The sequence below is a fragment of the Streptacidiphilus carbonis genome, from assembly GCF_000787775.1.
Lineage (GTDB): Bacteria > Actinomycetota > Actinomycetes > Streptomycetales > Streptomycetaceae > Streptacidiphilus > Streptacidiphilus carbonis.
The window spans coordinates 131955-155203 of the sequence record NZ_BBPM01000011.1 but is presented as its reverse complement, the minus strand read 5'-3'; the positions used below and the strand labels follow the sequence as shown (position 1 = coordinate 155203).

26 protein-coding genes are annotated in these 23249 nt (G+C 73.0%); 6 read left to right on the top strand and 20 right to left on the bottom strand.

All coding sequences use genetic code 11. The annotated features are described in order from the left end of the window. Window positions 1-4: 4 nt before the first annotated feature. Window positions 5-580 (bottom strand): RNA ligase 1 family protein, encoded by a 576-nt coding sequence (locus TR46_RS11495; RefSeq protein WP_042397949.1) that lies wholly within the window; start codon window positions 578-580, stop codon window positions 5-7. A gap of 156 nt (window positions 581-736) precedes the next feature. Here TR46_RS11495 and TR46_RS11490 point away from each other — a divergent pair, with 156 nt between their 5' ends. From TR46_RS11490 to hemC, 3 genes are all read left to right on the top strand, one after another. Further along, window positions 737-1069 (top strand): hypothetical protein, encoded by a 333-nt coding sequence (locus TR46_RS11490; protein ID WP_042397945.1) that lies wholly within the window; start codon window positions 737-739, stop codon window positions 1067-1069. Between the two features lie 158 nt (window positions 1070-1227). Next, window positions 1228-1521 carry a hypothetical protein gene (locus tag TR46_RS11485; RefSeq protein ID WP_042397942.1) on the top strand — a complete coding sequence of 98 codons (294 nt, stop codon included), beginning with the start codon at window positions 1228-1230 and terminating at the stop codon, window positions 1519-1521. Window positions 1522-1709: 188 nt separating this feature from the next. Beyond that, window positions 1710-2639, top strand: a complete 930-nt coding sequence (gene hemC, locus TR46_RS11480) for a hydroxymethylbilane synthase (protein WP_042397939.1) — start codon at window positions 1710-1712, stop codon at window positions 2637-2639. A gap of 21 nt (window positions 2640-2660) precedes the next feature. Here the strand turns inward: hemC and TR46_RS11475 are convergent, their stop codons facing one another. The 14 genes from TR46_RS11475 to infC all read right to left on the bottom strand — a co-directional run bounded on the left by TR46_RS11475 (window position 2661) and on the right by infC (window position 15745). Continuing rightward, entirely contained in the window at window positions 2661-2975 is a 315-nt protein-coding gene (locus TR46_RS11475) for a hypothetical protein (RefSeq protein WP_042397936.1), read from the bottom strand. 87 nt (window positions 2976-3062) lie between these two features. Next, a complete protein-coding gene (locus tag TR46_RS43405; protein WP_042397934.1) occupies window positions 3063-3452 on the bottom strand; it encodes a hypothetical protein in 390 nt (129 codons plus the stop codon). Between the two features lie 94 nt (window positions 3453-3546). Next, the gene (locus tag TR46_RS11465) at window positions 3547-4533 is read right to left on the bottom strand and encodes a 2-dehydropantoate 2-reductase (protein ID WP_042397931.1); all 987 of its coding nucleotides are present in this window, start codon (window positions 4531-4533) and stop codon (window positions 3547-3549) included. Window positions 4534-4567: 34 nt separating this feature from the next. Further along, window positions 4568-5470, bottom strand: a complete 903-nt coding sequence (locus TR46_RS11460; protein ID WP_042398116.1) for a HipA family kinase — start codon at window positions 5468-5470, stop codon at window positions 4568-4570. Window positions 5471-5540: 70 nt separating this feature from the next. Continuing rightward, a complete protein-coding gene (locus tag TR46_RS11455) occupies window positions 5541-6077 on the bottom strand; it encodes a MarR family winged helix-turn-helix transcriptional regulator (protein WP_084718310.1) in 537 nt (178 codons plus the stop codon). Window positions 6078-6131: 54 nt separating this feature from the next. Next, window positions 6132-7052, bottom strand: coding sequence for a carbohydrate kinase family protein (locus TR46_RS11450; RefSeq protein WP_042397928.1), 921 nt, complete (start codon window positions 7050-7052; stop codon window positions 6132-6134). Beyond that, on the bottom strand, window positions 7049-7975 hold the full coding sequence (locus tag TR46_RS11445) for a pseudouridine-5'-phosphate glycosidase (RefSeq protein WP_042397925.1): 927 nt from the start codon (window positions 7973-7975) through the stop codon (window positions 7049-7051). The genes TR46_RS11450 and TR46_RS11445 overlap by 4 nt, the downstream gene beginning before the upstream one ends. A 189-nt stretch (window positions 7976-8164) precedes the next feature. Further along, window positions 8165-10687 (bottom strand): phenylalanine--tRNA ligase subunit beta, encoded by a 2523-nt coding sequence (gene pheT, locus TR46_RS11440; protein ID WP_042397922.1) that lies wholly within the window; start codon window positions 10685-10687, stop codon window positions 8165-8167. Next, entirely contained in the window at window positions 10687-11811 is a 1125-nt protein-coding gene (gene pheS, locus TR46_RS11435; RefSeq protein WP_042397917.1) for a phenylalanine--tRNA ligase subunit alpha, read from the bottom strand. The genes pheT and pheS overlap by 1 nt, the downstream gene beginning before the upstream one ends. A gap of 232 nt (window positions 11812-12043) precedes the next feature. Beyond that, window positions 12044-13156: a sensor histidine kinase gene (locus tag TR46_RS11430; protein ID WP_042397914.1), complete on the bottom strand. Its 1113-nt coding sequence runs from the start codon at window positions 13154-13156 to the stop codon at window positions 12044-12046. A 51-nt stretch (window positions 13157-13207) separates the two neighbouring features. Continuing rightward, window positions 13208-14071 (bottom strand): TrmH family RNA methyltransferase, encoded by an 864-nt coding sequence (locus tag TR46_RS11425; protein ID WP_042397911.1) that lies wholly within the window; start codon window positions 14069-14071, stop codon window positions 13208-13210. A gap of 119 nt (window positions 14072-14190) precedes the next feature. Further along, window positions 14191-14577, bottom strand: coding sequence for a 50S ribosomal protein L20 (gene rplT / locus TR46_RS11420; RefSeq protein ID WP_030265265.1), 387 nt, complete (start codon window positions 14575-14577; stop codon window positions 14191-14193). 87 nt (window positions 14578-14664) lie between these two features. After that, entirely contained in the window at window positions 14665-14859 is a 195-nt protein-coding gene (gene rpmI, locus TR46_RS11415; RefSeq protein ID WP_042397906.1) for a 50S ribosomal protein L35, read from the bottom strand. A gap of 118 nt (window positions 14860-14977) precedes the next feature. Continuing rightward, a complete protein-coding gene (infC, locus tag TR46_RS11410) occupies window positions 14978-15745 on the bottom strand; it encodes a translation initiation factor IF-3 (RefSeq protein WP_042397903.1) in 768 nt (255 codons plus the stop codon). A 433-nt stretch (window positions 15746-16178) separates the two neighbouring features. Here infC and TR46_RS11405 point away from each other — a divergent pair, with 433 nt between their 5' ends. Beyond that, window positions 16179-16559: a DUF1844 domain-containing protein gene (locus TR46_RS11405; protein ID WP_042397899.1), complete on the top strand. Its 381-nt coding sequence runs from the start codon at window positions 16179-16181 to the stop codon at window positions 16557-16559. Window positions 16560-16637: 78 nt separating this feature from the next. Here TR46_RS11405 and TR46_RS11400 read toward each other — a convergent pair whose 3' ends face one another. Both TR46_RS11400 and TR46_RS40930 read right to left on the bottom strand, forming a co-directional pair. Then, window positions 16638-17387 carry an SseB family protein gene (locus tag TR46_RS11400; RefSeq protein WP_042397898.1) on the bottom strand — a complete coding sequence of 250 codons (750 nt, stop codon included), beginning with the start codon at window positions 17385-17387 and terminating at the stop codon, window positions 16638-16640. A 165-nt stretch (window positions 17388-17552) separates the two neighbouring features. Continuing rightward, entirely contained in the window at window positions 17553-17891 is a 339-nt protein-coding gene (locus tag TR46_RS40930; RefSeq protein ID WP_152626417.1) for a hypothetical protein, read from the bottom strand. On the opposite strand from TR46_RS40930, the gene TR46_RS11390 reads away from it, so the two are divergent. Together TR46_RS11390 and TR46_RS11385 are read left to right on the top strand one after the other, a co-directional pair. Then, window positions 17878-18582, top strand: coding sequence for a serine hydrolase (locus tag TR46_RS11390; protein WP_042397891.1), 705 nt, complete (start codon window positions 17878-17880; stop codon window positions 18580-18582). The genes TR46_RS40930 and TR46_RS11390 overlap by 14 nt on opposite strands. A 54-nt stretch (window positions 18583-18636) precedes the next feature. Further along, the gene (locus TR46_RS11385; protein ID WP_042398109.1) at window positions 18637-19836 is read left to right on the top strand and encodes an amino acid deaminase/aldolase; all 1200 of its coding nucleotides are present in this window, start codon (window positions 18637-18639) and stop codon (window positions 19834-19836) included. A gap of 84 nt (window positions 19837-19920) precedes the next feature. On the opposite strand, the gene TR46_RS42225 is transcribed toward TR46_RS11385, so the two are convergent. From TR46_RS42225 to TR46_RS11370, 3 genes are all read right to left on the bottom strand, one after another. Beyond that, window positions 19921-20907, bottom strand: a complete 987-nt coding sequence (locus TR46_RS42225; protein ID WP_042397887.1) for a DUF2510 domain-containing protein — start codon at window positions 20905-20907, stop codon at window positions 19921-19923. A 126-nt stretch (window positions 20908-21033) separates the two neighbouring features. Continuing rightward, window positions 21034-21825, bottom strand: coding sequence for a 3-oxoacyl-ACP reductase (locus tag TR46_RS11375; RefSeq protein WP_042397883.1), 792 nt, complete (start codon window positions 21823-21825; stop codon window positions 21034-21036). A gap of 7 nt (window positions 21826-21832) precedes the next feature. Next, a complete protein-coding gene (locus TR46_RS11370; protein WP_042397881.1) occupies window positions 21833-23239 on the bottom strand; it encodes an aldehyde dehydrogenase family protein in 1407 nt (468 codons plus the stop codon). Window positions 23240-23249 lie beyond the last annotated feature (10 nt).

The window sequence follows — 23249 nt, the reverse complement described above, 5'->3', positions numbered from 1 at the left end:
GGGCTCAGAACGGGTCGGCCGGGCCGAAGTCGCGGGCCTTGATCTTGGCCTTCCGGCCGTCCGAGTGGTGGAAGACGATTCCCTCGCAGCCGTCCGCCGCGGCCAGCGCGAGCACGGTCTCCCGGATGCCCGCGAAGCTGCGGTCCGGCACGTCGAGGCGCTCCGCCGTGTCGTGCGCGACCAGGCGGTGGACCTCGCTGCGCTCCGGGTTGCCGTTGACCTTGGGGCCGATCAGCTCGAAGGTGCCCTCGGAACCGGGGGCGAGGTCGGAGTGGGCGACGGCCTCCGCGTGCCACCTGGCGAAACCGGACTGCTCGATCGGCTCCCAGCCGACCGTCTTCCCGGTCTCCTCGTCGGTGTGCAGCGGCAGGTAGTCCGGCGGCGGGGTCCCGCCCGCCTTGACCTCGCGGCGGGCCCACCAGCGGCCGTCCGCGTCCAGCGCGGTGCAGGCCCCGTCGTACTTGCGCGTGGGCGTCCCCTCGCCGTCCAGGACCCATCGGCAGCGCGGGTCGGGCTGCTCGGTGACGTATGCCGGGCGGGCGGAGAAGTCACGCACGAACACGGTGGGGATCTTCTGCATCGGGGTCTCCGGGGCAACGAACCGCTGGGCTACTGGGGCTGACCCACCGTAGGCGGGTCCGGAGGCTGCCGTCGCCCGGATTTCACAGGCGCCCCGGCACTGCCGGGCCCGCCGGTCTGGTAGAAGTAGACGCCGCCGCCAGAAGGAGCCCGCACGATGACCCGGCCGTCCTCCGCCGTCGAAGCCATCCGCTCCAGGCACGCCGCCGGGGAGACCGACCGCTGGGAGTCGGCGGACGTCGCCGTCCTGCTCGCCGAGATCGACCGGCTGCGGACCCAGTTGTCCGGCGGTACGGTCGAGTACGCCGTGCGCGCCGTCATCGACGGGCAGCCCGGGGAGATGGTCGAGTACGGCACCGAACGTGACGCTCTGGAGATCCGGCTGGAGCAGCACCGGGAGGAACAGCTCGCCGACTACCGCCTGGTCGTGCTGACCCGGCACATCGTCCGCACCGAATGGCTGGAGCAGCCCGACGCCTCGGCGGTGTGAGCACCGAGAAATCTGCCGTGTCTCCGCGCGTGGAACGTGTCTTACGCTGTCGTGGCGGCCCGCGGCCTGACAACATACGGCTCCAGGGCAGCAATCCGCCCGCATGGTCGCCGCTGCGGGGGCAGGCGACAAGGAGACTGCTGTGGAAAGGAACTGACATGCCGTCCGTGACCATGCGCCGGAAGCGTCCGGTTACCGTCCGCACGCTCCTCTGGACCGGCGTCAACCAGGAGGAGATGCGGGAGTTCTGCGGCGGCGCGTTCCGGGTCGTCGACCCGACCCGCCCGAACCGGGACGCGAAGATCACCGCCGAGGTCTTCGACGAACTCCACTCCACCTGGATCGGCGTCTACACCGGGCACCATGTGGTCCGCGGCGTCCGCGGTGAGTACTACCCCATCGACGAGGCCGCCCTCAACGAGACCTACGAACCGACCGGCCCCGACATGTGACCCAGGGCGTCAGCCCTCCACGGTGCAGATCTCGCGCTCGTCACCGGGACCCCCTGCGTGCCTACGCCTCGCCCACTGCGCCGCTCCTCCCGGACCGCAACCGAGTCAGGCTACTCCCTCGGGGCGGACGGCAGGCCGCCCACCTCCCTGATGTCGGGTCCAGGGCGGGGACGCCCTACGCTGAGGCCATGTCAGACCCTCAACTGATCCGTATCGGCGCGCGTTCCTCCCCGATGTCGCTGGCCCAGGTGGAGCGGGTACGGGCCGAACTGGCCGCCGCGCACCCCGGGATCGTCACCGAGGTCGTGCCCTTCACGACGTCGGGCGACCGCTGGTCGGGCGCGCTGGTGGAGCTCGGCGGCAAGGGCGCCTTCACCCGTGAGCTGGACGAGGCGCTGCTGGCCGGGACCGTCGACCTGGCCGTGCACTGCGTCAAGGACGTGCCCGGGGACCGACCGGTCCCGGCCGGGACGGTGTTCGCCGCCTACCTCAGGCGTGACGACCTGCGGGACGCCGTGGTCCACCCCGGCGGGCTGACCCTGGACCGGCTCCCGGCCGGCACCCGGATCGGCACCTCGTCCGTCCGCCGGGTGGCCCAGCTCGCGCAGCGCTGGCCGGAGCTGGAGCCGGTGCCGATCCGCGGCAACGCCAACAGCCGGCTGGCGAAGCTGGACGCCGGCGACGTGGACGCGCTGATGCTGGCCGTCTCCGGGCTGGAGCGGATCGGGGCGCAGGACCGGATCACCGAGATCCTCAGCGTCGAGCAGATGATGCCGGCGGTGGGCTCGGGCACCCTGGCCCTGCAGTGCCGCAGCGAGGACGAGGCAGTGGTGGAGGCCGTCACCGCGCTCAACGACGCGGAGACCTTCCGGCAGACCACCGCCGAGCGGATGCTGCTGCATGTGCTCCAGGGCCACTGCAACTCCCCCATCGCCGCCTTCGCGACCACCGAGCACGACGGCCGGCTGTCGCTGCGGGCCCGGGTCTTCAGCCCGGACGGGAAGACCACCCTGGACGCGCACGAGTGGGACCGCAATGCGCTGGCGCTCGGCACGTCGGTTGCGGCAACGCTGTTGCGGCAGGGGGCGCATGAGGTGATCAACGCCATTCCGCACTGACTCCGGGTGAGTCGGTCGCGCCTACCCGGCCTCGATGGTCAACAGCTCTCCGCCGTCCGGGCCGTGCAGGTCGATGCGGGACGGCGGCGTGCGCCCGTGGAGGGTGAAGTGGTCGCGGACCCGGGAGAGCACTCCCGGGAGCGCGGCCTCGGTGTCGGAGGACACCGGCCCCTGCTGCAGCCAGTGCAGGCACAGGGTCCAGTCGTCCGGGCTGTCGGGGGTGACGGTCCGTACCGGCTTCGCGGAGACGTCGATGTCGTCGAGGGCGGCGAGGATCGCGGCCATGTCGTCCGGGTGGATCCGGCCGGGGTCGTCCTCCACCAGTGCTTCGGTCATACCCCCGGCCTACCCCGTCCCTGCGGTCACATGCGCACCGCAGGGCGGGCATCGGGCCCCTGAGCCCGGGGGCTCAGGGGCAGGGGCTCAGTGGCCGAAGAGGTGCACACCGCGGGGGCGGCCCTTGGTGAGCACCGGCCTGGTCACGGTGTCCTCCTCGCCGGTGGCGGTGCCGACGGGAGCGGCGGTGTCCGCGTCCGCGGCCCGCGCGGCGGCCCTGCGCTCGCGGCGGGCGGTCCGCAGCTCCGCGTTGCGCCGGCGCTCACGGCGGGCGCCGGCCGAGACCATCAGCATGGCCAGGCAGAAGACCAGGGCCAGCGCCATCCCGGCGAGGAACGCGCCGAGGGTGTTGACGGTGGCGAGATGGTGACCGAAGAGGGTGGCCGAGTAGTGCGGCCCCCCGTCGAGGTTGTCGGCGATCACCACCGTGGTGAAGGCGATGGTCGCGCCTACGATCAGTAGTCCGAGCAGCAGCATGTCGCACCTCCGGTTGGTGTCTGTCCAGCGCGTACCCGGGATATCGCCGTGCTAACGCGGTCCTTATCCCTGTCCTGCCGGCCAGGACAGCCCGTCAGAGCAGGCCGTGCACGCGGGCGCTGAGGCGGGTGAGGCCGAGGAGGGCGTCGATGCTGGGGGTGGGCACCCCCAGCAGCCCGCCGATCTCGCGCACCGATCCGACCAGGGCGTCGAGTTCGAGCCTGCGTCCGGCCTCGGCGTCCTGGAGCATGGAGGTGCGGGCGACACCGAGCTTGCGGGTGACCTCGCTGCGTTCCTCGGGGCGCTGGTCGATCGGGCAGCCGATCCGGCCGCCGATCTCGGCGGCCTCCCGCATCGCGGCATGGGCGAAGCCCATCACCAGCTCGTCGTCGAGGATGAGGTCGCCGGTCGCGCCGGTCAGGGCGGAGATCGGGTTCATGGTCATATTGCCCCAGAGCTTGAACCAGACGTCCCGCTGGATGCCGTCGGAGACGGTGGCGTCCAGCCCGGCGCCGCGCAGCACCGCGGCGAGCTCCCGCACCCGTTCGGACCCGCCGCCGCCGGGCTCGCCGAGGATGAGCCCGGCGCCCTTGTGGTGGTGCACCAGGCCCGGTTCGGGGGTGCTGCAGCTGACGTGCACCACGCAGCCCAGGACCCGGTCGACCGGTACCGCGGCGGAGATCAGGCCGCCCGGGTCGACGGTGTCCAGGTGCCGGCCCTCGCAGGGGCCGCCGAATCCGTCGAAGAACCACCAGGGGACGCCGTTGAGGGCGGTGACCACGGCCGTCTCCGGGCCGACCAGGTGGGCGAGGCTGTCCAGGGTGGACGGCACCGCGTGCGCCTTGACGGCGAGCACCACCACGTCCTGGACACCCAGTTCGGCGGCGTCCCCGGTGGCCCGGACCGGCGCGGCGGCCACCGCGCCGCCGGGCGTCTCCGCGGACTCCAGCCGCCAGCCGTACTCGCGCAGTGAGGCCAGGGTCGCGCCGCGGGCGACCGCCGAGGTCTCCACGCCCGCGAGGGCGAGCCTCGCTCCGATGAAGCCGCCGACCGCTCCGGCACCCAGCACACAGATCCGCATGGGGGCGACCGTACCCCGCGGGTGACCGGCCCGGTCAACCCCGCACGTGCTGCAGCCAGGCGGGACGTCCGGCCAGGGTGGCCGCGGTGCGCCGGGCCTCGCGCTCGGCCAGCTCGGCCGGGGTGGCGAAGCCGTCCGGCAGCCACTCGGCGGAGCGGGCCGCGCGGGCGGCGAGATGGCTGACATAGGCCTCGCGCTGCTGCCCCGGGGAGTCCAGGCCCGGCTCGGGCTCCAGCCACCGGTCCGGGACCAGCGCGGTGACCTCGCGCAGCAGTTCGACGGTGACCCGCGGTGCCAGGGCCCGGTCCGCTCCGGCGACGTCCGGGGCGTAGCCGCCGAGGGCGTGCTCGGACATCGGGTACGTCCGGGCGACCGCGTCCGGCGCACCCGACCAGCGGTGGTGGAAGATCAGCGCCGCACCGTGGTCGATCAGCCAGAGCCGCTGGTGCCACACCATCAGATTGGGGCTGTGCACGGTGCGGTCGACATTGCCCACCAGGGCGTCGAACCAGACGATCCGTCCGGCCTCGGCGGGCGACACGTCGACGTCGCGGCGCACCGCGGGGGCGAAGTCGCGGGCCCCCGGCAGGAAGTCCATGCCGAGGTTGAGGCCGGCGCTGGCCCGCAGCAGGTCCTGCACCTCCGGGTCGGGCTCGTGCGCCGCCACTGCCGGATCGAAGTCGACCAGCACCAGCTCCGGGACGCGAAGGCCGAGCCGGCGGGCCAGCTCGGTGGTGATGATCTCGGCGACCAGGGCCTTGGGGCCCTGCGCGGCGCCGGAGAACTTCACCACATAGGTGCCCAGGTCGTCGGTCTCGACCACGCCGGGGAGCGAGCCGCCGGCCCGCAGCGGCTCCAGGTAGCGCAGCGCCGCCACCTCGGTCAGTCCGGTACCCGTCCGCACCCGCTCCGCCTCTCGTCCGTACTCGGCCCCCATGAGCGGCGGGGCCGCCCAGCCGCCGCCCAGCATCAGTTCGACGACCTGCCAGTCGGCCCTCCCCAGCAGGTCAACCATGCCGGTTGTCCGCCGATTCCGGCTGTCCGCCGCGGGCGCCGTCGCGTGCCTCGCGGCGGGCGCCGCGCCGGGCCGCCGCGTCGGGGCCGCCGCTGTCGTCGCCGACCCCGGGGAGGGCGTCCAGCAGGTCCACCAGCGCGGCCAGGCCGCCACCCGCCCACACCTCGTCGGCGAAGACGTCGTCGGCGACCTCGCCGGCGGTCCGCTCCATCTCCTCCAGACGCTCGCGCCCGGTCGGGGTCAGCGCCGCATAGGCCACCCGGGCGTCGCGCGGGTCCGGCTCGCGGACGACCAGGCCGATCCGCTCCAACGGGATCAGGCCGCGGGTGACGCCGGAGGCGGACAGGCCCAGCGCCAGCGCCAGGTCCACCCGCCGCATCCGACCGCCCTCCGCCTGTCCCAGGCAGCGCAGTACCGCCAGGTCGGCGAAGCTGACGCCGTGCAGCGCGGACAGCCGCGCGTCGAACCGCTTGACCAGCGCGGCCTGGGCCCGGACCAGGCGCAGCGACGTCTCCAGTGCATCGTTCACGGTGTCACCGTAGCAGAAGCTTGAGTGCTCAAGCACTGGTGCAGTATCGACGGCCTATCCCGGTCGACCACCCACGGCGACGACCGCCGCAGCGCCCAGCCGGCAGCCCGCAGCCGCTGCCGCCGACGGCTCGGCGCCGTCCAGGAGGGCGGCGAGCAGTCCGCCGGCGAAGGCGTCGCCCGCGCCGGTGGAGTCGAGCGGGACGGCCGCGGGAGCCTGGACCGGGCCGAGGACTTCACCGTGTTCGGCCAGCAGTGCGCCCGCCGCCCCTAGCTTCAGCGCCACCAGGCAGCCGCAGTGCGCGCTCAGCGCCCGGGCAGCGGCCGGCGGGTCGGCGGACGGGACGGTCAGCACCCGGGCCTCGTCGAAGTTGGGCAGCAGCAGGTCGACACCGCCGAGCGAGGCCAGCAGGGCCAGGAAGCGGTCCGGGCCGAACTCGTTCAGAAAGCCGCTGGACGCCGGATCCACGCTGACTCCGATCCCTCGGGCCCGGGCCGCAGCCACCGCGACCGCGGCGAGGGCCCGGCCATCGGCGCCGAAGAGCAGATAGCCGGAGAGGTGCAGCCGGCCCACTCCGTCCAGCAGCGAGGCCTCCCAGTCGGCGGGGCCGAGCGCGCCGCTGGCGCCGCGGTCGGTCACAAAGGTCCGCTCCCCCGCGCCGTCGACCAGGTCGATGACGACCGCGGTCGGCCGCTCCGGGTCCACGCGCAGGCAGGGCTCGACGCCGCCGCGCACCAGCGCCTCGCGGTGCCAGTCGGCCGAGTCGGCCCCCACCCGCGCCAGCAGCCGCACCCGCGCCCCGGCCCTGGCTGCCCAGGCCGCCGTGTTGGCGGCCGAGCCGCCCGGGCGGATCGCCGTCCGCGCGGTGGTGTCGGTGTCCGGGGCCAGCGGCTCGGCGTGCAGCGCGACCACATCGGTGACCAGGTCGCCGACCACCAGCAGGGCCCGGCCCCGGGGAGGCTGAGGGCCCGTCAACTCAGCGCCGCATGGCTGCGGGCGATCTTCGCCGCCAGTGCGACATTGCCGCGCACCGCGGCGAGGTTGGCCTCCAGCGAGGCGCCGTCGGTGTGCTTGACCAGGTAGCCGAGCAGGTACGGGGTGACCGCCTGGCCGGTGACGCCGTTGCGCTCGGCCGCGCGCAGGGCCTTGGCCAGCACCCGGTCGTGCAACTCCGGGTCCAGTTGCCGGTCCTCGGGCACCGGGTTGGCCACGATCAGCGCGGTGAGGTCGGCGTTGAGCTGCCAGCGGGCCTGCATCAGGGCCGCGACCTGCTCGGGGCTGTCCACGGTCCAGTCCACCGGCAGGCCGGAGCTGCTGAGGTAGAAACCGGGGAACTCGGCGGTCCGGTAGCCGACCACGCCGACGTTCAGGGTCTCCAGCCGCTGCAGGGTCGCGGGAACGTCCAGGATGGACTTGACGCCCGCGCAGACCACCGTGATCGGCACCCGGGCCAGCAGCCCCAGGTCGGCCGACTCGTCCTGCAGGGTCACCCAGTCGCGGTGGACGCCGCCGAGGCCGCCGGTGGCGAACACCGGGATGCCCGCGGCGTGGGCCAGGAACGCGGTCGCGGAGACGGTGGTCGCCCCGCTGGCGCCGAGCGCGACCGCCGAGGCCAGGTCGCGGAACCCGAGCTTGCGCATCCCTTCGTCGTTGGCGACCCGCTCCAGGTCGTCCTTGCCGAGTCCGACCCTGGCCACCCCGTCCAGCACCGCGATGGTGGCCGGCACCGCGCCGCCCGACCGCACCGCCGCCTCCAGCTCCCGGGCGACCTCCAGGTTCCGGGGCCGCGGCAGTCCGTGCGAGATGATCGTCGACTCCAGCGCCACCACCGGGCGCCCCCGTTCGACGGCTTTTCGGACCTCGTCGGACAGGCGTATCGGGGTGGGACCGGACGGCATGGGGCCTCCTGCAGCAGGAACTTTCCTGCCCTTGATCCTGTCGCCGCCCGCCGCGGCTCAAACCCGACATGGCCGGAACCCGACGGAACCCGTACGCGGAGCCCGGGGTCCGGGGCCCGCACGCCGACGGCGGTCCGCCCCCGCGTGGGGGACGGACCGCCGTCGTCCGGCTCTGGCCTCGCCGTGCCGTCAGCCGCGCAGGCTCGCCCCGGTGCGGGCCACGGCCTCGGCGATAGCGGCCTCGCGGGCCCCGCTCGCCTCGTCCGCGGTCAGCGTGCGGTCCGGCGCGCGGAAGCGCAGCGCATAGGCCAGCGACTTCTTGTCCGCACCGATCTGCTCGCCGGTGTAGACGTCGAACAGCCGCAGCGACTCCAGCAGCGGTCCGGCGCCGGCCCGCAGCGCGGACTCGACCTCGGCGGCCGGCACCGCGGCGTCCACCACCAGGGCGACGTCCTGGGTGGCGACCGGGAAGCCGGAGATCCGCGGACCCTCGACATGCCCGGAGCCGTCCGCCGTCAGCAGCTCCACGTCCAGCTCCATCGCGCAGGTGCGCTCCGGCAGGTGCAGCGCCTTGACGGTGCGCGGGTGCAGCTCGCCGGCGTGGCCGACCAGGGTCTCGCCGACGTAGAGCGCGGCGCAGCGGCCCGGGTGCCAGGGCGCGTGCTGGTCCTGGCGGACCGTCAGCTCCACGCCCGCTGCGGCGGCCACGGTACGGGCCGACTCGACGGCGTCGGCCCAGGTCGCGGCGCGGCCCTTGCCCCACCAGCCGTCGGGCTCGCGGTTGCCCGCGAGGACGGTGGCGACCCGGCGCGGCTGGCGCGGCAGCGCCGCGTCGAGCTGCGCGATCTCCTCGTCGGTGGGACGGCGGTCGACCGGCAGCCGCGGCGCCTTGAACAGCGTCCCCGGGTCGGTGCCGTCCACCCGGAAGGCCAGCCCCTGCTCGAACAGCGCCACGTCCGTCGCGCCCCGGCCGACATTGCGGCGCAGCGCCGCCAGCAGCCCCGGCAGCAGCGTGGTGCGCAGCGACGGCTCCTCGTCGGAGATCGGGTTGGCGAGCTTCACCGTCTCCCGGCGCGGGTCGTCCGCGTCCAGGCCGAAGGCGTCCAGCACGGTCTCGCCGATGAACGGGTAGTTCAGCACCTCGACGTAGCCGGCCCCGGCCAGCGCCAGGCCGGTGCGCCGGCGCAGCCGCTGGGCCTCGGTCAGGCCCTTGCCCGCGGGCGGCGTGGGCAGGGTGGAGGGCAGCTCGGCGTAGCCCTCCAGCCGGATGACCTCCTCGGCGAGGTCGTTGGGGTCGGTGAGGTCGGGCCGCCAGCTCGGCGGGGTGACCACCAGCACGTCCCCGCCGACCACGGTGCAGCCGACCTCCTGCAGCCGGCGGACCACGGTCTCGCGGCCGTACTCCTGCCCGGCCACCCGGTCGGGGTGGTCGGCGGCGATGGTGATGCTGTGCACCGGGTGCGGGGCGGCGATGTCGGTGACACCGGCCTCCGCGGTGCCGCCGGCGACCAGCACCAGCAGGTCCACGGCGCGCTGCGCGGCGGCCTTGCCGGCCTCCGGGTCCACGCCGCGCTCGAAGCGCTTGGCGGCCTCGGAGGGCAGCTTGTGCCGGCGCACGCTGCGGGCGATGGCGACCGGGTCGAAGTGCGCGGCCTCGACCACGACCTCGGTGGTGCCGCTGACCCGGCCGGTCTCCGGGTCCTCGACCGCGGTGGCGATCTCGGTGCCGGCCCCGCCCATGACCCCGGCCAGGCCGATCGGCCCGGAGTTGTCGCAGATCAGCAGGTCCTCGACGTCGAGAGTGCGCTCGACGCCGTCCAGGGTGCGCAGCTTCTCGCCCGCGCGGGCGCGGCGCACGGTGATCGCGCCGTCGATCCGGCTGCGGTCGTAGGCGTGCAGCGGCTGGCCGAGCTCCAGCATCACGTAGTTGGTGATGTCCACGGCCAACGAGATGGGTCGCATCCCGGCCTTCTGGATCCGGCGCTGCAGCCACAGCGGGGACAGCGCGGTCGGCTCGATGCCGACCACACCGCGCGCAACGAAGCGGTCGCAGCCCGCCGGGTCCTCGACCTTGACCAGCGGGCCGTAGGAGTTGGCCGGGGGGACGTCCAGCAGCGCCGGGTCGCTCAGCGGCAGGTCGTAGGCGATGGCGGCCTCGCGGGCGACTCCGCGCACCGACAGGCAGTAGCCGCGGTCGGCGGTGACGGCGATGTCCAGCACCTCGTCCACCAGCTCCAGCAGCTCGATGGCGTCGGTGCCGGGGGTGAACTCGGCCGGCAGCACGATGATGCCGTCGTGCTCGTCGCCCATGCCCAGCTCGCGGGCAGAGCAGATCATGCCCTCTGAGGTGTGGCCGTAGGTCTGCCGCGCCGAGATCGGGAACGGGCCGGGCAGCACCGCGCCGGGGAGCACCACGACGACCTTGTCGCCGACGGCGAAGTTGCGGGCGCCGCAGACGATGTTCTGCGGCTCACCCGTCCCGTTCGCGTCGCCGACGTCGACCTGGCAGTAGCGGATCGGCTTCTTGAAACCGGTGAGCTCCTCGATGGCCAGGACCTTGCCGACCACCAGCGGGCCCTTGAGGTCGCCGCCGAGCTGCTCGACGGTCTCCACCTCCAGGCCGGCCCGGACCAGCTTGTCGGCCAGGTCGCGGCCGGACTCGCCTGCGGGCAGGTCGACGTACTCCCGCAGCCAGGAAAGCGGGACGCGCATCAGATCTCCATCCCGAACGGAAGGGTGAAGCGCACGTCACCCTCCACGATGTCTCGCATGTCTTCGACGTTGTGGCGGAACATCAGCAGTCGCTCGATGCCGAAGCCGAACGCGAAGCCGCTGTACCTGTTGGGGTCGATGCCGCAGGCGATCAGCACCCGCGGATTGACCATCCCGCAGCCGCCCAGCTCGATCCAGCCCTCGGAGGAGCAGGTGCGGCAGGGGCGGTCCGGGTTGCCGACGGACTCGCCGCGGCAGTTGAAGCACACCATGTCCATCTCGGCGGACGGCTCGGTGAAGGGGAAGTAGTTGGGGCGCAGCCGGGTCTTCATGCCCTCGCCGAAGAGCGAGACCACCATGTGGTCCAGGGTGCCCTTGAGGTCGGCCATGGTCAGGCCCTCGTCCACGGCCAGCAGCTCGATCTGGCTGAAGACCGGGGTGTGGGTGGCGTCCAGCTCGTCGGAGCGGAACACCCTGCCCGGGCAGATCACGTAGATCGGCGGCTCGGAGGCGGCCAGCATGGAGCGGATCTGCACACCGGAGGTGTGCGTGCGCAGCACGACGCCGTCGGTGGAGTGTCCAGTGGCGTCCTTCAGGAAGAAGGTGTCCTGGGTGGAGCGCGCCGGGTGGTCCGGGCCCATGTTGAGGGCGTCGAAGTTCAGCCACTCGGCCTCGACCTCGGGGCCCTCGGCGACGGCGTAGCCCATGGCGGTGAAGATGTCGCCGAGCCGCTCGGAGAGGGTGGTCAGCGGGTGCCGGGCGCCGCGCGGGGCGCGGTCGAACGGAAGCGTGACGTCCACGGCCTCCTCGGTGAGCACCCGGGCGTCGCGCTCGGCCTCCAGCACGGCGCGGCGCTCGGCGAGGGCCTTGTTGACCGCCCCGCGCGCCTGTCCGACGCGCTGGCCCGCCTCCTTCTTGGCCTGCGGCGGCAGCGCGCCGATCTCGCGGTTGGCCAGGGACAGCGGGGAGCGGTCGCCGGTGTGGGCAACCTTGGCCTCCTGCAGCGCGGCGAGGTCGGCGGCGGCCTCGAACGCGGCCAGCGCCTCGTCCCGCAGCCGCTCGATCTCTTCCGGCTTCAACGCCTCTACCTCGACCGGGTCGTAGGACTTGTTCGGTGCGGACATCCCTCTTCTTCCCATGCTCCTGTGTGATTCACTCCGGACAGACCGCGTACAGGCCACCCGCCCGGCACCCGCCACCCGGGGTTCGCGTGGGGATTCGGGGGGTCGCTCCCCGATGAGTTGGAGTAGCGCACGACGCCAAAGGCCGAGTCTACTGAGGTTCTCGGGTCGGCAGCGCCCGCGTGCCCCCCGGTGCGGCCTGCGCGGTCCCTGGGGACGTACCGGTACGGACCGGTCAGGCCATGAAGTCGGGGATGCCCGCGGGCAGGATGAATCGGAACCTGGCGCCGCCCTCGGGCACCCGGTCCACCGCGATGCTGCCGCCGTGGGCCTCGACGATGCCCTTGACGATGTACAGGCCCAGGCCGGTGCCGCCGCGCTTGCTGCCGCGCCAGAAGCGGGTGAAGACGCGCGGGATGGACTCCTCGGGGATGCCGGGGCCCTGGTCGCTCACGGTCACCGCCGTCCCCTCGCGCAGTTGGCCGGAGGCGAGGACCGCCTTGTCCGGCTGGACCTCGATGGTGACAGTTCCCTCACCGTGGCGCACCGCGTTTTCCAGCAGGTTGCCCAGCACCTGGTCGACCTTGTCGGCGTCGGCCCACAACGGTGGCAGCGGCTCGTGGACCCGGATGACGAAGCGCTCGGGGGCCACCCCGGCGGCGATCTTGCCGTCCACATGGCGGCGCAGCGCCAGCGGCAGGTCGACCTTCTGCCTGCGGACCTCCAGCCGGCCCGCGTCGATCCTGGAGATGTCCAGCAGTTCGGCGATCAGCCGGGTCACCCGGTTGGCGTCCGCGTCGACGGTCTCCAGCATGAGTTTCTTCTGGTCGTCGGTGAACCGCTCCCACTTCTGCAGCAGGGTCGCGGTGAAGCCCTTGACGCTGGTCAGCGGGGATCGCAGCTCATGGGCGACGGTGGCGATCAGCTCGGCGTGGCTGCGCTCGGTACGGCGCCGGGCCTCGGTGCCGCGCAGCGCGACCACCACCCGGCGCACCGGGCCGGTGCCCTCGCGCAGGTAGCGGGCGGAGACCAGGACCTCGCGGCCGCCGGGCAGTAAAAGATTGCGCTCCGGCTGGCCGGTGCGTATCCGCAGGCCCCCGTACGGGTCCAGCAGCGGCCACCAGCGGCGGCCCTCCAGGTCCTCCAGCGGCAGGGCCTCGGCCAGCGGGCGGCCCAGGGCCTGCTCCGCGCTGATCCCGCTGATCCGGGCGGCCGCGGAGTTGAAGCACACGACCGTCCCGTCGGCGTCCGCGACGACCAGTCCGTCCGGCAGGTCCTCCGGATCGAGCTGACCGGGGCCCGGCAGGACAGCGCGGGTTGACGCACGGAGCTGCCGCGTGTCGGTCATGGCCGCCCTCCCCTCCGGATGCCGCCGTTGGTCACCCTAGCGAACCTGTGCCTAGGAGCGGCACCCGGTGGGGCCGCGCTGTGCCCGGGCGGAGGCGTAGAGGCAGACGGCGGCGGCCGTCGCCAGGTTCAGGCTCTCGGCACTGCCGTGGATCGGCACCCGGACCACCTCGTCGGCCAGCGCCCGGGTGGACTCCGGCAGGCCCCAGGCCTCGTTGCCGAAGACCCAGGCGGTGGGCCCGCCCAGGGTGCCGTCGTCAAGCTCCTGGTCCAGGTCGCGCTTGCCGGCCCCGTCGGCCGCCAGCACCCGCACCCCGGCCTCCCGCAGCGCGGACACGGCCCGCTCCACCGGCACTCCCACGGCCACCGGCAGGTGGTACAGGCTGCCGACCGAGGCGCGGACGGCCTTGGGGTTGTAGAGGTCCACCGAGGCGTCGGTGAGCACCACAGCGTCGGCCCCGGCGGCGTCCGCGGTGCGCAGCACCGTCCCGGCGTTGCCGGGGTCGCGGACATGGGCCAGCACCGCGACCAGCCTGGGCCGGGCCGCCAGCACCTGCTCGAAGGGGGTGTCCACGAAGCGGCAGACCGCGACGATCCCCTGCGGGGTGACGGTCTGGCAGACCGACTCGATCACCTCGTCGCCGGCGGTCAGCACCGGCACCCCGGCGGCACGGGCGTCCGCCAGCAGCTCGGCGTGGCGCTCGGCGGCCTCCGGGGTGGTGTAGATCTCCACCACGGCGTGCTCGCCGCCCGGCAGCCTCCCGTACGCCACGGCCTCACGGACGGCCTGCGGGCCCTCGGCGACGAAGCGGCGCTCCTTGCCGCGCTGGGCCCGGCGGGACAGCCGGCGGGCGGCGGTGACCCGGGGCGAGCGCAGCGAGGTCAGCTCGGGCGCGGGAAGGTGCTGCTGGGGCATCGCTTGCTCTCACTTCGACGAACGGGAACGGACCCGCAAGGGGTGCTCCCCCTACGGGTCCGTTCCTCGGAATCACGCTTACGCGCTTACGCGCTTACGGCGACGCGGGGCGCAGTCGCTCAGGCGGCGACGCGGGGCGCGTTGACGTCGGCCGGGAGGGCCTTCTGCGCGACCTCGACCAGCGCGGCGAACGCGGTGGCGTCGTGCACGGCGAGCTCGGCGAGCATCTTGCGGTCGATCTCGACGCTGGCCAGCTTCAGACCCTGGATCAGGCGGTTGTACGTCATGCCGTTCGCACGCGCCGCAGCGTTGATGCGCTGGATCCACAGCTGGCGGAAGTCGCCCTTGCGCTTCTTCCGGTCGTTGTAGTTGTAGACGAAGGAGTGGGTGACCTGCTCCTTGGCCTTGCGGTACAGCCGCGAGCGCTGGCCGCGGTAACCGCTGGCGCGCTCGAGGATGACCCGGCGCTTCTTGTGGGCGTTTACTGCCCGCTTGACGCGTGCCACGTTGTTACTCCTTGGTGAGGACCGCGGTCTGTCTCACGCGGTCCGGTTACGAATGGGTCGAGGGGATCGGCTGCGCGGGGCGCAGGATCACTTGCCGAGAAGCTTCTTGATCTTCTTGGCGTCGGCGGGGGACACCTCGACCGTGCCGGCAAGGCGACGGGTCAGCGTGGACGCCTTGTGCTCGAGGTAGTGACGGCGGCCGGCGCGCTGGCGCAGCACCTTGCCGGAGCCAGTGACCTTGAAGCGCTTGCTGGCACCGGAGTGCGTCTTGTTCTTCGGCATGTCGCCGTACTCTCCTCGTCGGTCCGCTCCCGCCCGTGCGCCGGGGCGCGGGCGGGAGCGCTGTGGTTCTTCTGGTGCCCTCCGGCGGGTGCCGGTGGGCCGGTGCGGATGCGGCAGCCTAGCTGGCTGCCGCCTCCGGAGCGTCCGAGACCTCGTCGCCGACGGGGGCGTCGACAGTCTCTTCGGCGGCCTCGGGGGCTGCGGCCGCCGCGGACTCGGCCGGCTCCGCTGCGGCGGGGGCCTCGTCGTCCTCGGCGGGACGGCCCTGGCGGTCGGCCTTGCGCGCGGCTGCCGCCTCGCGGGCCTCGGCCATGGCCTCGGTCTTCTTCTTGTGCGGGCCGAGAACCATGATCATGTTTCGGCCGTCCTGCTTCGGGTTGGACTCGATGAAGCCCAACTCCTCGACATCGGACGCGAGCCGCTGCAGCAGTCGGAAGCCCAGCTCGGGACGGGACTGCTCGCGACCACGGAACATGATCGTGATCTTGACCTTGTCACCCTGCTTGAGGAACCGGACGACGTGACCCTTCTTGGTGTCGTAGTCGTGCGGGTCGATCTTCGGGCGGAGCTTCATCTCCTTGATGACCGTGTGCGCCTGGTTCTTGCGCGCCTCACGGGCCTTCAGGGCGGACTCGTACTTGAACTTGCCGTAGTCCATGAGCTTGCACACCGGCGGCCGGGCGGTCGCCGCGACCTCGACCAGGTCCAGGTCGTACTCCTGCGCAAGTTCCAGGGCCTTGGCAAGCGGCACGATGCCGACCTGCTCGCCGCTGGGACCGACGAGTCGCACCTCGGGGACGCGAATCCGGTCGTTGATGCGGGGCTCGGTGCTGATGGATCCTCCTCGGTTGCACCTCGCGGCTGCCGACGGCAGTCGCGCGAACATCGGACTATTCACCGCCACACAGGACTTCATTCGTACCGCGGTGGGAATTGCGCCGGGCGCAGCACCGCGGGCACGAAAAAAGCCCCGCATGACTCACAGGCGGGGCTCCACGGAAACCGGGCGCGCCACCGCGGAGCACATGTCCGCGATACGCGCTGAGCGACGCCGCGTCCTTGGCAGGACGGGCACCACCGGACCGGAACCCGACGACCCGGGGGTCGATGCGGGTGGGAGGGAGCCTCCACTTGTGGGCCGGGTACGATGCGGTCCGCCCCTGGGGGGCATGGCAGTACCTGGCCGGTCAGTGTCCAACCATAGCAGCGTTCGGCCGTAGCGCAGAATTCCCCGGCGCGGGGGGCTTTTGCGGGCGCTGCCCGGTGATCAGGCAGACTTCGGTGCAGACATCCGCGTTCGACCGGTGAGACGAGTACCCATGAGCAGCCAGTCCGAGAGCCCCGAGAACTCCGGGACTCCTGAGAACCCCGACTTCGACGACCTGACCCGTGACATCGCGGACGTCCCGGCGGTGGAGGTCATCACCACGGTCGCGGTGCACCTGATGAGCGCGGCGGCGGTCAACCTGGGGCTGGCCGAGGACGGCGAGAAGCACAAGGACCTGGACGAGGCCCGCAAGTTGATCACCGCCCTGGCCGGACTGGTCACCGCCGGCGCGCCGGAGATCAGCAACTTCCACGCCGCACCGCTGCGGGACGGGCTGAAGTCGCTCCAGCTCGCCTTCCGCGAGGCCTCGCTGGTGCCGGACGAGCCGGGGACCGGCCCGGGCGAGAAGTTCACCGGGCCGGTCTACGGCTGACCGGGCGGGGTCCCGCCGGGGTCCGGGGGTTGTCCCCCGGACCGGCACAGCACCGGGCCGGTATACGGCTGACCGACCTCAGCGCGTATAGAGGGGTGTGGCCGGCTCCGACGGGGACGGGGGGACGACCGCCAGGTCGAGGCCGTGGTCCAGGCGGATGCGGAGCAGGTCGTCCGCGGCCAGGGCGGTCGCCAGCCCCTGGACCGCCGCGGTGAGCGCGGCGGGGTCCGCCGCCGGGGCGGTGATGAGAGCCAGGGTCGCGTCGGCCCGCTCGCTGGGCAGCAGATGGGCCCGCAGCACCGCCGGCTGCTGCGCCAGCAGCCCCCGCACCGCCTCGGCGACCGCGGGGTCGCGCAGCGGGGCGATCCTGGCCCGTCCCTCGGCGACCGCACGCATCGCGGCGCCGGAGAGCTCGTAGAAGGCGGGGCCGCCCAGGTCGATCAGCAGCGCGTCGGCCTGCTCCGACCAGGCCGCCTGGACCGCCTGCGAGGACGGGACCGGGGCCGGACGGGCGTCGGCGCGCCAGCGGGTGAGCGCCTCCAGGGAGGTGAAGGCGGGCAGCCCCCTGCGTCCGTCCGGGGCCTGGACCGTGGGGACCGCCATGTCGCTGGACTTCTCGTGCTTCAGGCCGTCCGCACCGGTCTCGGCCTCACCGAGGATCGCCACGATCGGCACCATCAGCCTGGCCCCCACCAGCGCGGCCAGCAGCTCCTGCTCGGTCTCCGGCGAGGGTTCCGCCGCATGACGGGCGAGGGCCGCCGCGAGACGGGGATCGGCCGAGCCGTCGTCGCCCGCGAAGCCGGGGTCTGGGATGTTCTTACGCTGCACCCGGCGAGCCTAGTCGACCGCTCCGGCACCTCCGCCCCCGCCTCCGCCCGACCCCGGCGGCCCGCGCTGCCAGCCGATTCCCCACTTTCTCCCAGGCCACGCGTAGGCGCGGTGCCTACCGTCCGGAACCATGTCTACGAGAAGTCCAGCCGGTACGCCGGAGCATCAGCAGGGGTCGGGGCCGAGCGGACACCTCTGGCCGGCCCGGATCCGGAGCCGGGCCGGGATCGGCGCCGCCGTCCTGGCGGTGATCGCGGTGGCCGTCACCACCGCGGCGGTGCACGGGCACAGGGCGACGGCGCAGAACAGCGCCCTGGTGTCGGCGGCGTCCTCGGATTCCTCCCCGGCCTCCCCGTCGGCGACGGTAGGGTCGGACTCCGACCGGGCGTCGGCCTCGGCCTCGGCATCAACCCCGGCAACAGCGTCCGCATCCGCGAACGCCTCGGCCACGCCGTCCGCGAAGCCCTCGGCGACCAGCTCGGAGACGGCGATGGAGCAGCTCAAGAAGGCCGCCGCGGCGGCCGAGGGCTCGGTGGCGGTCGCCGCCACCGACCTGACCACCGGGGCGTCACTCGACTACGGGGACACCGACCACGCCTTCGTCACCGCCAGCATCGCCAAGATGGACATCCTGGCCACCCTGCTGCTCCAGGCCCAGGACAACGGCACGACCCTGACCTCCTCGCAGCGCGCGCTGGCCACCCGGATGATCGAGAACAGCGACAACACGGCCGCCGACAGCCTCTACCAGGAGATCGGCGAGAGCGGCGGCCTGGACGCGGCCAACAAGCGGTTCGGCCTGACCGGGACGGAGGGCGGCCCGGGGGTGTACTGGGGTCTCACCACCACCAGCGCCGCCGACCAACTGCGGCTGCTGCGCCAGGTGTTCACCAGCTCGTCGAAGTTGAGCGCCGCCTCGCGCAGCTATGAGCAGGAGCTGATGGGCCAGGTCGAGAGCGACCAGCGCTGGGGCGTGAGCGCGGCGGCGACCGACTCCGGCTTCGCTCTGAAGAACGGCTGGCTGCCGCGCTCCGCCACCGGTCTGTGGGTGATCAACAGCGTCGGCCAGGTCTCCCGCGACGGCCATCTGCTGCTGATATCCGTGGTCTCGGACGGCAACACCTCCGAGGCGGGCGGGATCTCGCTGGTGGAGTCGGTGGCCAAGGCCGCAGCCGAGACCGTCAGGGGAAGCTGATCCGCACCGGGCTCCCCCTACCCGCAGGTAGCGGCGGTGTGGCACGCTTCCGGCATGGTGACACCTTCCGCTGACCGCACGCGCTACGACCGTGCCACGGCCCACCTGGACGCCCCGCTGGCGATAGTGGACCTCGAAGCCTTCGACGCCAACGCCGAGGACCTGGTCCGGCGCGCCGCGGGCAAGCCGGTCCGGGTGGCCAGCAAGTCGGTGCGGGTCCGGTCCCTGCTGGAGCGGGTGCTCCGGATGGACGGTTTCCAGGGGATCATGAGCTTCACCCTGGCCGAGTCGGTCTGGCTGGCCCGGGCGGGCTTCGACGACATCCTGCTCGCCTACCCCTCCGCGGACCGGGCCGGCTACGCCGAGCTCGCCGCCGACCCCAAGCTGGCCAGGGCGATCTCGGTGCTGCTGGACGACCCGGCGCAGCTGGACCTGATCGACGCGGCGCGCGGCTCCGGCACCGAGGAGATCCGCGTCTGCCTGGAGCTGGACACCGCGCTTCACCTGCTCGGCGGCCGGATCCGGATCGGCGCCCGGCGCTCGCCGCTGCGCACCCCGGAGGCACTGGCCGAGTTCGCCCGGCTGGTGCAGCTGCGGCGCGGCTTCCGGGTGGTCGGGCTGATGGCCTACGAGGGCCATATCGCGGGTGTGGGCGACAGCATCGCCGGGCGTCCGTTCCGTTCGCGCATGGTGCAGGCCATGCAGCGCACCGCCCGGGCCGAACTCGCCGAGCGCCGGGCCGCCGTGGTGCGCGCGGTACGCGCGGTGGCCGACCTGGAGTTCGTCAACGGCGGCGGGACCGGCAGTGTGGAGAGCACCGTCGCGGAGAACGCGGTGACCGAGGTGGCGGCCGGGTCCGGCCTCTACGTCCCCCGACTGTTCGACAACTACCGCTCGTTCCACGGGCGTCCGGCCGCACTGTTCGCCCAGCCGGTGGTGCGCCGGCCCGGGGTGGGCGTGGTGACCGTGCTCGGCGGCGGCTACCCGGCCTCGGGCGCGGCGGGCGCCGACCGCTCCCCCGTCCCCTACCTGCCGCAGGGCCTGCGCTACGACAAACAGGAGGGCGCCGGAGAGGTGCAGACCCCGCTGCTGGGGTCGGCCGCCGACGATCTGCTGATCGGCGACAAGGTGTGGTTCCGGCACGCCAAGGCCGGTGAGCTGTTCGAGCGCTTCGCCGAGGTGCGACTGGTCGAGGGCGACCGGGTGGTGGAGACGGTGCCCACCTACCGCGGCGAGGGACAGACCTTCCTCTGAACTCCGAACTCCGAGCTCCGAAGCTCCGCTCATGGCTGTGCCCCCGCCGACCGGTCGGCGGGGGCACAACTGTGCGGCGAGAGGTCAGGAGTTGCTGCCGGTGCCGGCGGAGGTCCCGCCGGAAGAACCGCTGACGGTGGCGTCCTTGATGCCGCTGACGATGGTGTCCATCACCGAGACGTCCGGGGCCTTGGCGGCGGTGTCGAAGCCCATGTGCAGCGCGACCAGGCTCTTGTTGTCGCTGGTCGGGAAGACCACGGTCTCGACCGTGCCGCTGTTGCCGACCTTGGCGTCGACCTTCCAGCGGATCAGGTAGCCGGAGCGCCCGGCCACGCTGACCGCCTGGGACTCCAGCACGGTGTGGCCGTTGAGGTCGTTGTAGGCCTCCTTGGCGGCGGTCGCGATGTCGGCCTCCGCGGCGGCCTTGGCGCCCGCGCTGACCGAGGCCTTGACGGCCTCGGTGTTGGCGCCGCCGAGGGAGCAGGTGGAGCTGGAGCCGGAGGTGGTGCCCGCGCAGGCGTAGGAGCCGACGTACATGGAGGCGTAGCCGTCGGTGGTGGTGTCGCCCTTCCACCCGCTGGGGATCGGGAGCGAGATGCCGTCGACGACGTCGTAGGCGGTGGTGCTGCCGGCACCGGTGCCGCCGGTGGAGCCGCCGCTTGAGCCGCTGCCGCCGCCGGTCGAACCCGAGCCGCCGGAGGAGCCGCCCGAACCTCCCGAACCTCCGGAGCCGCCCTCGCCGAACAGTCCGCCGCTACCACCCCCGGGGGCGGTACCGTTGCCCGGTGTGGACACGGCGGCCTTGGCCGTCCCGTCGTTGCGACCGTCCATGATCAGGTACGTGGTCAGGCTGCCCACGCCGAGACCCAGCAGCGCCGCCACGGTTCCGGCCACCACGGTGGCCCGACGCGGGCGGGAGCGCTGCTTCGGGGCGTCGGTCCCGACGGACAGCAGTTCGTCCGTCTTGGTGCTGACGGTCCATTCGGTGCCGTTCCACCACCGCTGTCCGGGGTTGGTGGGATCGGCGGGCTTGGGGTCCGGGTACCAGCCGGCCGGGGTTGTCGTACTCACACGCGCAATCTACGGCTCATTGGATAAGCGTGCGATCAATCGCCTCTGAGTATCAGCTGAGAATCGCATGGGCAGAGAGCGGGCTTACTCATCCGGCGGGCTGGGTACTTGATCATTCCGGTGGGCCTACAGCGGGGTGACGTAGGCGCCGCCGATGCCGCCGTCGACCAGGAACTCGCTGGCCGTCATGAAGGAGGAGTCGTCGCTGGCGAGAAAGGCCACCGCGGCCGCGATCTCCTCGGGACGGGCGAAGCGGCCCTGCGGGATGTGGACCAGACGGCGGGCGGCGCGCTCCGGGTCCTTGGCGAACAGTTCGCGCAGCAGCGGGGTGTCAACCGGGCCGGGGCACAGGGCGTTCACCCGGATCCCCTCGCGGGCGAACTGCACGCCCAGCTCGCGGGACATGGCCAGCACGCCGCCTTTGGAGGCGGTGTAGGAGATCTGCGAGGTGGCGGCGCCCATCACGGCGACGAAGCTGGCGGTGTTGATGATGGAGCCCCTGCCCTGACGCTGCATATAAGGGAGCGCGGCCTTGCAGCACAGGTACACCGAGGTGAGGTTGACCTCCTGGACCCGACGCCAGGCGTCGATGCCGGTGGTCAGGATGGAGTCGTCGTCGGGCGGGGAGATGCCGGCGTTGTTGAAGGCGATGTCGACGCTGCCGTAGGTGTCGTGGGCCACCTTGAACAGGGCGTCCACCTGCTCCGCGTCAGTGACGTCGACCCGGACGAACAGCCCCCCGACCTCCTCGGCCGCCGCCTTGCCTGCGGTCTCGTCGATGTCGCCGCAGACCACGTGCGCGCCCTCGTCCGCCAGCCGGCGGGCGGTGGCCAGGCCGATGCCGCTGCCCGCGCCGGTGATGACGGCGGTGCGGCCGACCAGTCGGCGGCAGACGGCGCCGGTCTCTTCGTTGCTCATATGCTCTCTACTCCTCGGTGGCGAAGAAGACGTTCTTGGTCTCGGTGAAGTGGGCGAGGGCGTCGGGGCCCAGCTCGCGACCCAGGCCGGACTCGCCGAAACCCCCGAAGGGGGTCCAGTAGCGGACCGAGCTGTGCGAGTTGACCGACAGGTTCCCGGCGTTGACGCCCCGGGCCAGCCGGACCGCGCGGCCCAGGTCGCGGGTCCAGAGGGAGCCGGACAGGCCGTAGCGGGTGGCGTTGGCCAGCCGCAGCGCGTCGGCCTCGTCGGTGAACGGGAGCACCACGGCGACCGGGCCGAAGATCTCCTCGGTCGCGGCGCGGCTGTCCTCGGCCGGGGCGAGCAGGGTCGGCGGGCACCAGAAGCCGCGACCTGAGGGCGCGTCGCCCTGGGCCAGCACTTTCTGATCATCCGCCAGGAAGCTGTTGACCCGGTCGCGTTGCAGCGCCGAGATCAGCGGCCCCATCTCGGTGTCCGGATCGGCCGGGTCGCCGACCCGGACGGCGGCGATCGCCGGGGCGACCCGGGCCAGGAAGTCGTCGTAGACCTCGCGCTGCACCAGGATCCGGGTCCGGGCGCAGCAGTCCTGGCCGGAGTTGTCCAGGAAGGACATCGGCGCACTGGCGGCGGCCTTCTCCAGGTCCGCGTCGGCGAAGACGATGTTGGGGCTCTTCCCGCCGAGTTCCAGGGTGACCCGCTTCAGCCGGCTCGCACAGCGGGCCATGATCTCCTTGCCGACCGCGGTGGATCCGGTGAAGACCACCTTGCGCACCCCCGGGTGGTCCACCAGCGCCCGCCCGGTGATCCGCCCGTGGCCGGGCAGCACCTGGAACAGTCCCTCCGGCAGTCCGGCGGCCAGAGCCAGCTCGGCCAGCCTGAGCGCGGTGAGCGGGGTGGTCTCGGCCGGCTTGAGCAGCACCGCGTTGCCGGCCGCCAGGGCCGGGGCGAAGCCCCATCCGGCGATCGGCATGGGGAAGTTCCACGGTGCGATGACGGCGACCACGCCGAGCGGTTCGTGGAAGGTGATGTCCAGGCCGCCGGCGACCGGGATCTGTCGGCCGGTCAGCCGTTCGACCCCGCCGGCCGCGTATTCGAGCAGGTCGCGGACGTTGCCGGCTTCCCAGCGGGCGTTGCCCAGGGTGTGGCCGGCCTCGCGCAGCTCCAGCCGCGCCAGCTCCTCCACCGCGCCGTCCACCGCGTCGGCGAAACGGCGCAGCAGCCGGGCCCGGTCGCCGGGGGCCAGCGCGGCCCAGCGGCGCTGGGCCGCGGCGGCGCGGGCGACGGCGGCGTCCACCTGCTCGGCCGTGGTGGCCGGGACGGTGGCGACGACGTCCTCGGTGGCGGGATTGAGGACGGTCAGGTCCTCGGGCAGGCCGTCGGGGGTCAGACCGTCGGGGGTCAGGTCGTCGGACATCTCTGGGCGG

What these genes read in the sequence shown, in the direction of transcription:
- TR46_RS11495 (WP_042397949.1), bottom strand. Translation starts at nt 580, where the DNA reads ATGCAGAAGATCCCCACCGTGTTCGTGCGTGACTTCTCCGCCCGCCCG.
- TR46_RS11490 (WP_042397945.1), top strand. Translation starts at nt 737, where the DNA reads ATGACCCGGCCGTCCTCCGCCGTCGAAGCCATCCGCTCCAGGCACGCC.
- TR46_RS11485 (WP_042397942.1), top strand. Translation starts at nt 1,228, where the DNA reads ATGCCGTCCGTGACCATGCGCCGGAAGCGTCCGGTTACCGTCCGCACG.
- hemC (WP_042397939.1), top strand. Translation starts at nt 1,710, where the DNA reads ATGTCAGACCCTCAACTGATCCGTATCGGCGCGCGTTCCTCCCCGATG.
- TR46_RS11475 (WP_042397936.1), bottom strand. Translation starts at nt 2,975, where the DNA reads ATGACCGAAGCACTGGTGGAGGACGACCCCGGCCGGATCCACCCGGAC.
- TR46_RS43405 (WP_042397934.1), bottom strand. Translation starts at nt 3,452, where the DNA reads ATGCTGCTGCTCGGACTACTGATCGTAGGCGCGACCATCGCCTTCACC.
- TR46_RS11465 (WP_042397931.1), bottom strand. Translation starts at nt 4,533, where the DNA reads ATGCGGATCTGTGTGCTGGGTGCCGGAGCGGTCGGCGGCTTCATCGGA.
- TR46_RS11460 (WP_042398116.1), bottom strand. Translation starts at nt 5,470, where the DNA reads ATGGGGGCCGAGTACGGACGAGAGGCGGAGCGGGTGCGGACGGGTACC.
- TR46_RS11445 (WP_042397925.1), bottom strand. Translation starts at nt 7,975, where the DNA reads ATGCCGTCCGGTCCCACCCCGATACGCCTGTCCGACGAGGTCCGAAAA.
- pheT (WP_042397922.1), bottom strand. Translation starts at nt 10,687, where the DNA reads ATGCGCGTCCCGCTTTCCTGGCTGCGGGAGTACGTCGACCTGCCCGCA.
- pheS (WP_042397917.1), bottom strand. Translation starts at nt 11,811, where the DNA reads ATGTCCGCACCGAACAAGTCCTACGACCCGGTCGAGGTAGAGGCGTTG.
- TR46_RS11430 (WP_042397914.1), bottom strand. Translation starts at nt 13,156, where the DNA reads ATGACCGACACGCGGCAGCTCCGTGCGTCAACCCGCGCTGTCCTGCCG.
- TR46_RS11425 (WP_042397911.1), bottom strand. Translation starts at nt 14,071, where the DNA reads ATGCCCCAGCAGCACCTTCCCGCGCCCGAGCTGACCTCGCTGCGCTCG.
- rpmI (WP_042397906.1), bottom strand. Translation starts at nt 14,859, where the DNA reads ATGCCGAAGAACAAGACGCACTCCGGTGCCAGCAAGCGCTTCAAGGTC.
- infC (WP_042397903.1), bottom strand. Translation starts at nt 15,745, where the DNA reads ATGTTCGCGCGACTGCCGTCGGCAGCCGCGAGGTGCAACCGAGGAGGA.
- TR46_RS11405 (WP_042397899.1), top strand. Translation starts at nt 16,179, where the DNA reads ATGAGCAGCCAGTCCGAGAGCCCCGAGAACTCCGGGACTCCTGAGAAC.
- TR46_RS11390 (WP_042397891.1), top strand. Translation starts at nt 17,878, where the DNA reads ATGGAGCAGCTCAAGAAGGCCGCCGCGGCGGCCGAGGGCTCGGTGGCG.
- TR46_RS11385 (WP_042398109.1), top strand. Translation starts at nt 18,637, where the DNA reads ATGGTGACACCTTCCGCTGACCGCACGCGCTACGACCGTGCCACGGCC.
- TR46_RS11375 (WP_042397883.1), bottom strand. Translation starts at nt 21,825, where the DNA reads ATGAGCAACGAAGAGACCGGCGCCGTCTGCCGCCGACTGGTCGGCCGC.
- TR46_RS11370 (WP_042397881.1), bottom strand. Translation starts at nt 23,239, where the DNA reads ATGTCCGACGACCTGACCCCCGACGGTCTGACCCCCGACGGCCTGCCC.